Source organism: Burkholderiales bacterium, from assembly GCA_035543335.1.
Classification (GTDB): Bacteria; Pseudomonadota; Gammaproteobacteria; order Burkholderiales; family JAHFRG01; genus JAHFRG01.
In genome coordinates this window covers 87,898-94,040 of record DASZZH010000036.1, presented here as the reverse complement: position 1 = coordinate 94,040, position 6,143 = coordinate 87,898, and the positions used below count along the sequence as shown (strand labels likewise).

Here is a 6,143-nt window from a genome sequence, read left to right as displayed (position 1 = left end):
TCCAACCGGTATTAGGGGCCGGGAGTATTTTAAAGGTAACGGGGTAAATTAGCGTCCCTAGGCGTAAGCCCTTGGGTAAAGAGACCGGACTAATTAGGTGCGGGCGGTTGCGGCACTACCTGCTGCCAACCTCCCGGACATTCCTGGACGTAGGGGTAATAGGCATTCGCGTCGGCGCAGTAATACCAATATGCCTGAGACTGCGCGGGTGCCTGCCCGCCACCCCCCTGTTCAATGTAATCCGGCGATGAGTACGGCATCGCGGCAACCGGCGGATAGTAATAGTAGGGAGTAGGGTAATAAAAAGGCACAAAAACCGGAGCACCTATAATAACAACGTTAGATCGAAAATGCCGGTGGAAGGCGTGGCAAGAAATGAAATGGGTGCGGCACGAGTTGAAACGACCACGGCACGAGTTGACTACGGTGCGACAAGCGCTGTGACCGACAAAACCATGCCCTCTGCAGGAGTTTAAGCTGTGGGAATTCGCTACAGAGTGCCCACCCGCCGCGCTGACGTCGGCGCTAGCAAACATGCCTGCCGCCGCCGTGGCGAGCGCTATGCCGGTAAGATTACCTGGGGTTTTCGTAAACATCGCCTTGCGCCCATTTGGCAATAGAGTTTTGACCGATTATTCGCATAGCAATTCCCCTGATCTGTGGTAAGGCATGATCGCCTCCTCTCCACGGAAGATAAGGACATGGTCGCTACTAGAACTGCGACAGCCCGATATCAAATAGGTTCCAGGACCTGACCCCGACTTTGCCACTGACCTAGTATCACCCACCCTCTCCCCCACTCCCTGCTTGCTGTTGGACAATTTAGGGAACCTCTGATTAAATCCTACATGAGGCGCGTTGCGTCGAAAAGCGGATGAGCGCAAGGCGCGCGACGAAGGTCGTAGCTCGGACTACGAAGCCAAGGAGGGCCCGCGCAGCGTCGCACCTGCGAAGCTGTGCAGCGGAGCGGGCCGTGGTTCGCCGGATTGCGGTTGCGCGGACCAGCGCTCGCCTTCGCGGTCGCACCTCCAGGCTTCGGCGAGCACGAAGCGCGCGCCGCTTTTCGCCGCAACCCACGGGGACGGGGCATTAAGGGCATCATGCGTTGTCGCTCGTCGCTTGTTTGGCATCCACCAAACGGTGCTCCTCGCTTCGCGCCTGCCGCCCTTAAAGCCAACCGTCGCGCCCATGCGGGACTTAATCAGAGGTTCCTTAGATGCTGGTGAAATAGCAATCCAGTTAGTTGCGATTCGCGCTTCATTGGATTTCGGGGAGGAATAGGTGCAGCAACCCTTGCCGGAGAGCCGCCCGCAAATTGCCTGGCCGAGCCAGTTCTTGCGCTTTGCCGGCGCGGGTATCTTTGGCACGACCGCGCATTACCTGGTTTTACTTGGCCTGGTCGAGATCGCGGGAATAAACGCGGTTGCGGCTTCGTTTCTTGGCTTCGTCTGCGGCGCACTGGTGAACTACGCCTTGAGCCGCCGTTATATCTTCAACAGCGCGCTCCCGCACCGGCAGGCGCTGCTTAAATTCTTTGGCGTAGCGCTGGTTGGCCTTTGCCTTAATACGCTCATCATGTTGGTGGGCGTTGAGACACTGGGTTTACACTATTTCCTGGTACAGCTCGCGGCAACCGGTATGGTGCTGATCTGGAATTTCGCCGGCAACAAGTTTTGGACGTTCAGGGAAAAAACATGACCGCAAGCGCAACTCCAATCGGGCTGCTTTCAGTCGTGGTGCCGGCTTACAACGAGGAGGCCGTGCTGCCGCAGTTTCACTCGCGCCTTTCCGCGGTGCTGGCAAAAATTTCCGCGCCCGCCGAGGTCATTTACGTCAATGACGGCAGCAGCGACGGTACGCTGGACGCGCTGAACCAATTAAAGAAAAACGACGAGCGCATGGCCATCGTGGATTTGAGCCGCAACTTCGGCAAGGAAATCGCGCTGACCGCCGGCCTCGATCATGCGTCCGGAGATGCCGTGGTGGTGATTGACGCCGATTTGCAGGACCCGCCGGAGCTGATTCCTGAATTCATCCGCTATTACCATGAAGGCTGCGACGTGGTATACGCCCAGCGCGTGGTTCGCGAAGGCGAAAGCGCGCTGAAAAAAGCCACTGCTTACGCTTTTTACCGCCTGATGCAGCGGATGAGCAAAGTCAAAATCCCGGAGGACACAGGCGACTTCCGGCTGCTCAGCCGCCGCGCCGTCAATTCGCTGAGGCGATTGCGCGAGCAGCACCGCTTCATGAAGGGACTGTTTGCCTGGATCGGCTACCCGCAAAAAGCCGTGCCTTACCAGCGCGAACCGCGCGCCGCCGGCGAGAGCAAATGGAATTACTGGCGGTTGTGGAACTTCGCACTAGAGGGGATTACCTCGTTCAGCACCGCGCCGCTGAAATTCGCGACCTACATCGGCTTGGTTACCTCCCTCGCGGCATTTGTTTTCGCCGCCGTCATCATCTACAAAACGCTGGCGTTCGGCGAACCGGTGCGCGGCTACCCTTCACTGATGGTGGTGATTTTGTTTCTCGGCGGGGTGCAGTTGTTCACCATCGGAATTATCGGAGAGTATTTGGGACGGATGTTCAACGAAACCAAGCGCCGGCCGCTTTACATCGTCAAGGATTATTCACCCGCCGGGACTTCCACCACCCGCCCCGACCCGCTCTTCCAATAAAAATGCCCGAGCGCTTCCGCGTCCCGCCATTCGAAAAACTGGTCAAGTTCTATCGTGTACTGGCGGCAATCGCGGTGCTTGCCGTTATCTACCTCGCCTGCGCCAAGCTGATTAAAAACCCGATTGCCAAGGTGGACCTCGAGGTTTACCTGCACGCCGCCAAGCTGCTGCTGGCGGGGAATAATCCTTACCTCACTTCGATTCCGGCCGGCGTCTATTATTATCTCTACCCGCCGCTCCTCGCTTTTCTTTTTATTCCTTTCACGTTTATCCCAATCAATGCCGTCGTCGTTCTGTGGTGTGTGCTGAATGTGCTGTTGACCGGCTGGATTATGAAAACGTTTTACGAACTCATCAGTGGCACGCCGTTTTTCGAGGTCCCGGCCAAAACCCGCTGGGTCATCTGCTTTTTTTCGCTGCTGCCCACGGCCCGCTTCATTTTCAACCACCTCTCATACGGGCAATCCAACATCGCGATGCTAGCGTTGGCGCTTCTCGGGCTGGTTTATTGGAAAAAAGAAAAACCGGTTGCCGGCGGCGCGGCAATTGGCCTCTCCATCGCGATTAAAGTGATTTCGCTTCCCCTGGCCGTCTGGTTTCTCGCCAGGCGCAATCTGCGGGTCACGCTGGGCATAGTCGCGGGTCTTATCATTGGGCTGCTGCTGCCGGCGCTGCTGCTGGGCTTCGGCAAGAACCTGGAATTTCTGGATTACTGGGTACGCAACATCGTACTCTACGACGACTTGCGCAATACCAAATGGCCGCTACACGTTAATCTATCTCTGCAAGCGCAGCTTTACCGCTTCTTCAGCGACACGGCGGCATTTGAATTCAACGGCAAGCTCTACTCCCTCACCCTTTTTGCCGTGCCGGTGGAAACTTTGCACCTCATCGGGCGCCTCATCGTCATCCTGATCGCAGGAACCCCGGCCTGGTATGCCTACAAATACCGCAAGCACGGCGCGCTCGTTTTGCAATGGGGCGGCATCGCGCTGACGTTCAGCCTGATGCCGCTGTTTGCGACGGTGATGCAAAAGCATTACCTGGTGCTGCTGCTGCCCGCGTATCTTTATGTGATGCACCTTTGGTATGACGAAAAGCTCGAAGACAAGATGTTCCGCAGCCTGGTCCCGGCTTCAATGGCCTTGCTCACACTCTCCAGCGCGGTTTTTTGCGGGGAATTTCTGTCGCGGCTGCTCGCCGCTTCCGGATGCCTGGCTTTGGGCGTGCTGCTGCTTTCCGCCGCCATTTTCCGCGCCGCGGCCTGCCTGCGCCCAAGTTAAAGCAACACTCGCCTCAGACGCCGAGCTGGACAGCCAGATCGTTAAAATCCGTCGCGGTGATATCGAATGCCGCATCGGGAGTTGAATCGAAAGCGCACCCGCGCCCGAACTCAAGCGGCCGCTGCACCCAGGCGGTTTTGAAGCCCAGGCTTTTTGCCGCAAGCAAATCGTATTTGTGCGCTGCCACCATCATTATTTCCCCCGGCTGCAGGGCCAAAAGATTTGCCGCCATTAAATAAACTTGCCGGTCCGGCTTGTAATGCCGGGCCAATTCCGCAGACAAGATGCAGTCCCAAGGCAGGCCGGCGTACTTTGCCATATTAGTCAACAAAGCGATGTTGCCGTTGGAAAGCGTGGCGAGAGTGAATTTCTTGCGCAATCTTTTCAATCCGCGAACCGCATCAGGCCAGGGCTTGAGCCGGTGCCACGCACGGTTGAAATGGTCTTTCTCCGCATCGGTTAATCTGCTCACGCCGAATTCGTCGAGCAGGCGATCCAGCACCAGGCGATGCAGCGCGTCAACATTGGTCCAGGGCAGTTCACCACGGCGCACTTGATCCATCGCCGGCGCGTAGCCGGCGCGCCAGGCATCGGCGAAGCGCTGCCAGTCGAGCTTAATGTCTTTGGCCAGCCCAAGCCGCCGGCCCTCGCGGATGACGGAGCCGCGCCAATCCACCACCGTGCCAAAAACATCAAAGGTAAGCGCTTTGATTGAGACGGGGCGTCCAGTGTCATTCAAGCAGCAGCCTTGCCGATGACAGTGGCTTCGGGCACTTCGGTCAGGCGCCCGGTTTTCACCTCGTAGATATACCCGTAAATGGGAATGTCGCGCGGCACCAGCGGATGATTCCTGATGCGCGCCACATCGGCGCACACGCTCTTTGGCTGATCCTTGATGCTAAGCCAGTCTATGAACTGCCCTTCCATCGAACCCGGCCCCTTGCCACTATCACGCCAGCCGTCTTTCGTGAGTGAAGCGGTTTTCAGGCTGCTTGCCAACAGCCCTCGCATCACTTCATCGGTAAAGGTTTCCATGCCGCAATCGGTGTGGTGTATCACGAACCATTCGCGGGTGCCGAGCAGCTTGTACGAAATCACCAGCGAGCGGATCGCATCGTCGCTCGCGCGCCCGCCGGCGTTGCGTATCACGTGGGCGTCGCCCTCCGCCAGCCCCGCGAACCTGGAAGGCTGCAGGCGCGCGTCCATGCAGGTGAGAACGGCGAAATGCCGCGCTGGCGGCATCGGGAGTTTTCCCTTGTCGCCGAAGTTTTTGGCGTATTCCTTGTTTGCATCAAGCACTTCCTTCAGGATTTTACTCATGAGGCGCCTCCAATAATGTCAGCGTTGCTAAACTTGTTGATGAGCTGATTGACGTCCGGGGCAAGTGCCGCCAATCTCGGGTATGGCCACGCCCATCCCGCGTACCCTGTTGTCCGTTCACGCGTATCACTATTAGACCGGCGCGGCCGGCTGCCGAGCCGGCTTAATTAATCTTGCTCCACAGGCAACGGCCGCCGCTCGCCTGATCGATTTCCTGCAACTGCTGCGCGTGGGCCCGCAGCTCCTCCGGCGAAGCGGCGATTATCAACAAATCGCGTTTGATGGCGCGCGCAACTTCGGCACATGGTAACGCGCCATCCTCTTCATCTATCATCAGGCTTTCCTGGCCGCGCGTCATCGCCACATACACGTCGGCCAGCAGCTCCGTATCGAGCAGCGCGCCGTGCAGCGTGCGCTTGGAATTGTCCACCTCATAGCGCTCGCACAAGGCATCGAGGCTGTTTTTCTTTCCCGGATGCAGCTCCTTCGCCATCTTCAGCGTATCCACGATGCCGGCGCAGTATTCCTTGAGCCGCTTGAAGCCCAACAGTCCCAGCTCGTAATCGAGAAACGCCTCGTCAAAAGCCGCATTGTGGATAATCAGCTCGGCGCCGCTGATGTACTCGAGGAATTCGTTGACAATGTCCTTGAACCTGCGCTTGTCCTGCAGAAATTCGCGCGTTAAGCCGTGAATCTGCAGCGCCGCCGCGTCACTGTCGCGTTCGGGATTGAGATAGCTGTGGAAACGGTTCCCGGTGAGCCTGCGGTTCAGCAGCTCCACCGCGGCCAGCTCAACCACGCGGTGCCCGAGGTTGGGCTCCAGGCCGGTGGTTTCGGTATCGAGTATGATTTGCCGCGTCAC

The 6,143-nt window shown here is 57.9% G+C and carries 6 protein-coding genes; 3 read left to right on the top strand and 3 right to left on the bottom strand.

What is annotated here, in order from left to right; genetic code table 11:
- The first annotated feature begins 1,281 nt into the window (after positions 1-1,281).
- From VHE58_10050 to VHE58_10040, 3 genes are read left to right on the top strand one after another with little or no spacing between them, the layout of a single operon-like run.
- On the top strand, positions 1,282-1,698 hold the full coding sequence (locus tag VHE58_10050) for a GtrA family protein (GenBank protein HVS27614.1): 417 nt from the start codon (positions 1,282-1,284) through the stop codon (positions 1,696-1,698).
- Positions 1,695-2,678 (top strand): glycosyltransferase family 2 protein, encoded by a 984-nt coding sequence (locus VHE58_10045; GenBank protein HVS27613.1) that lies wholly within the window; start codon positions 1,695-1,697, stop codon positions 2,676-2,678. The genes VHE58_10050 and VHE58_10045 overlap by 4 nt, the downstream gene beginning before the upstream one ends.
- A gap of 2 nt (positions 2,679-2,680) precedes the next feature.
- Complete coding sequence (locus VHE58_10040; protein ID HVS27612.1) at positions 2,681-3,961, top strand: glycosyltransferase family 87 protein; 1,281 nt, start codon at positions 2,681-2,683, stop codon at positions 3,959-3,961.
- Positions 3,962-3,974: 13 nt separating this feature from the next.
- On the opposite strand, the gene VHE58_10035 is transcribed toward VHE58_10040, so the two are convergent.
- The 3 genes from VHE58_10035 to dnaQ all read right to left on the bottom strand — a co-directional run bounded on the left by VHE58_10035 (position 3,975) and on the right by dnaQ (position 6,143).
- A complete protein-coding gene (locus VHE58_10035; protein ID HVS27611.1) occupies positions 3,975-4,700 on the bottom strand; it encodes a haloacid dehalogenase type II in 726 nt (241 codons plus the stop codon).
- Positions 4,697-5,281 (bottom strand): carbonic anhydrase, encoded by a 585-nt coding sequence (locus VHE58_10030; GenBank protein ID HVS27610.1) that lies wholly within the window; start codon positions 5,279-5,281, stop codon positions 4,697-4,699. Before VHE58_10030 ends, VHE58_10035 begins: the two co-directional genes overlap by 4 nt.
- A 163-nt stretch (positions 5,282-5,444) precedes the next feature.
- Positions 5,445-6,143, bottom strand: coding sequence for a DNA polymerase III subunit epsilon (dnaQ, locus tag VHE58_10025; protein ID HVS27609.1), 699 nt, complete (start codon positions 6,141-6,143; stop codon positions 5,445-5,447).

Coding starts and splice junctions, on each gene's coding strand:
- VHE58_10030 (HVS27610.1), bottom strand. CDS start 5,281: ATGAGTAAAATCCTGAAGGAAGTGCTTGATGCAAACAAGGAATACGCC.
- VHE58_10045 (HVS27613.1), top strand. CDS start 1,695: ATGACCGCAAGCGCAACTCCAATCGGGCTGCTTTCAGTCGTGGTGCCG.
- VHE58_10040 (HVS27612.1), top strand. CDS start 2,681: ATGCCCGAGCGCTTCCGCGTCCCGCCATTCGAAAAACTGGTCAAGTTC.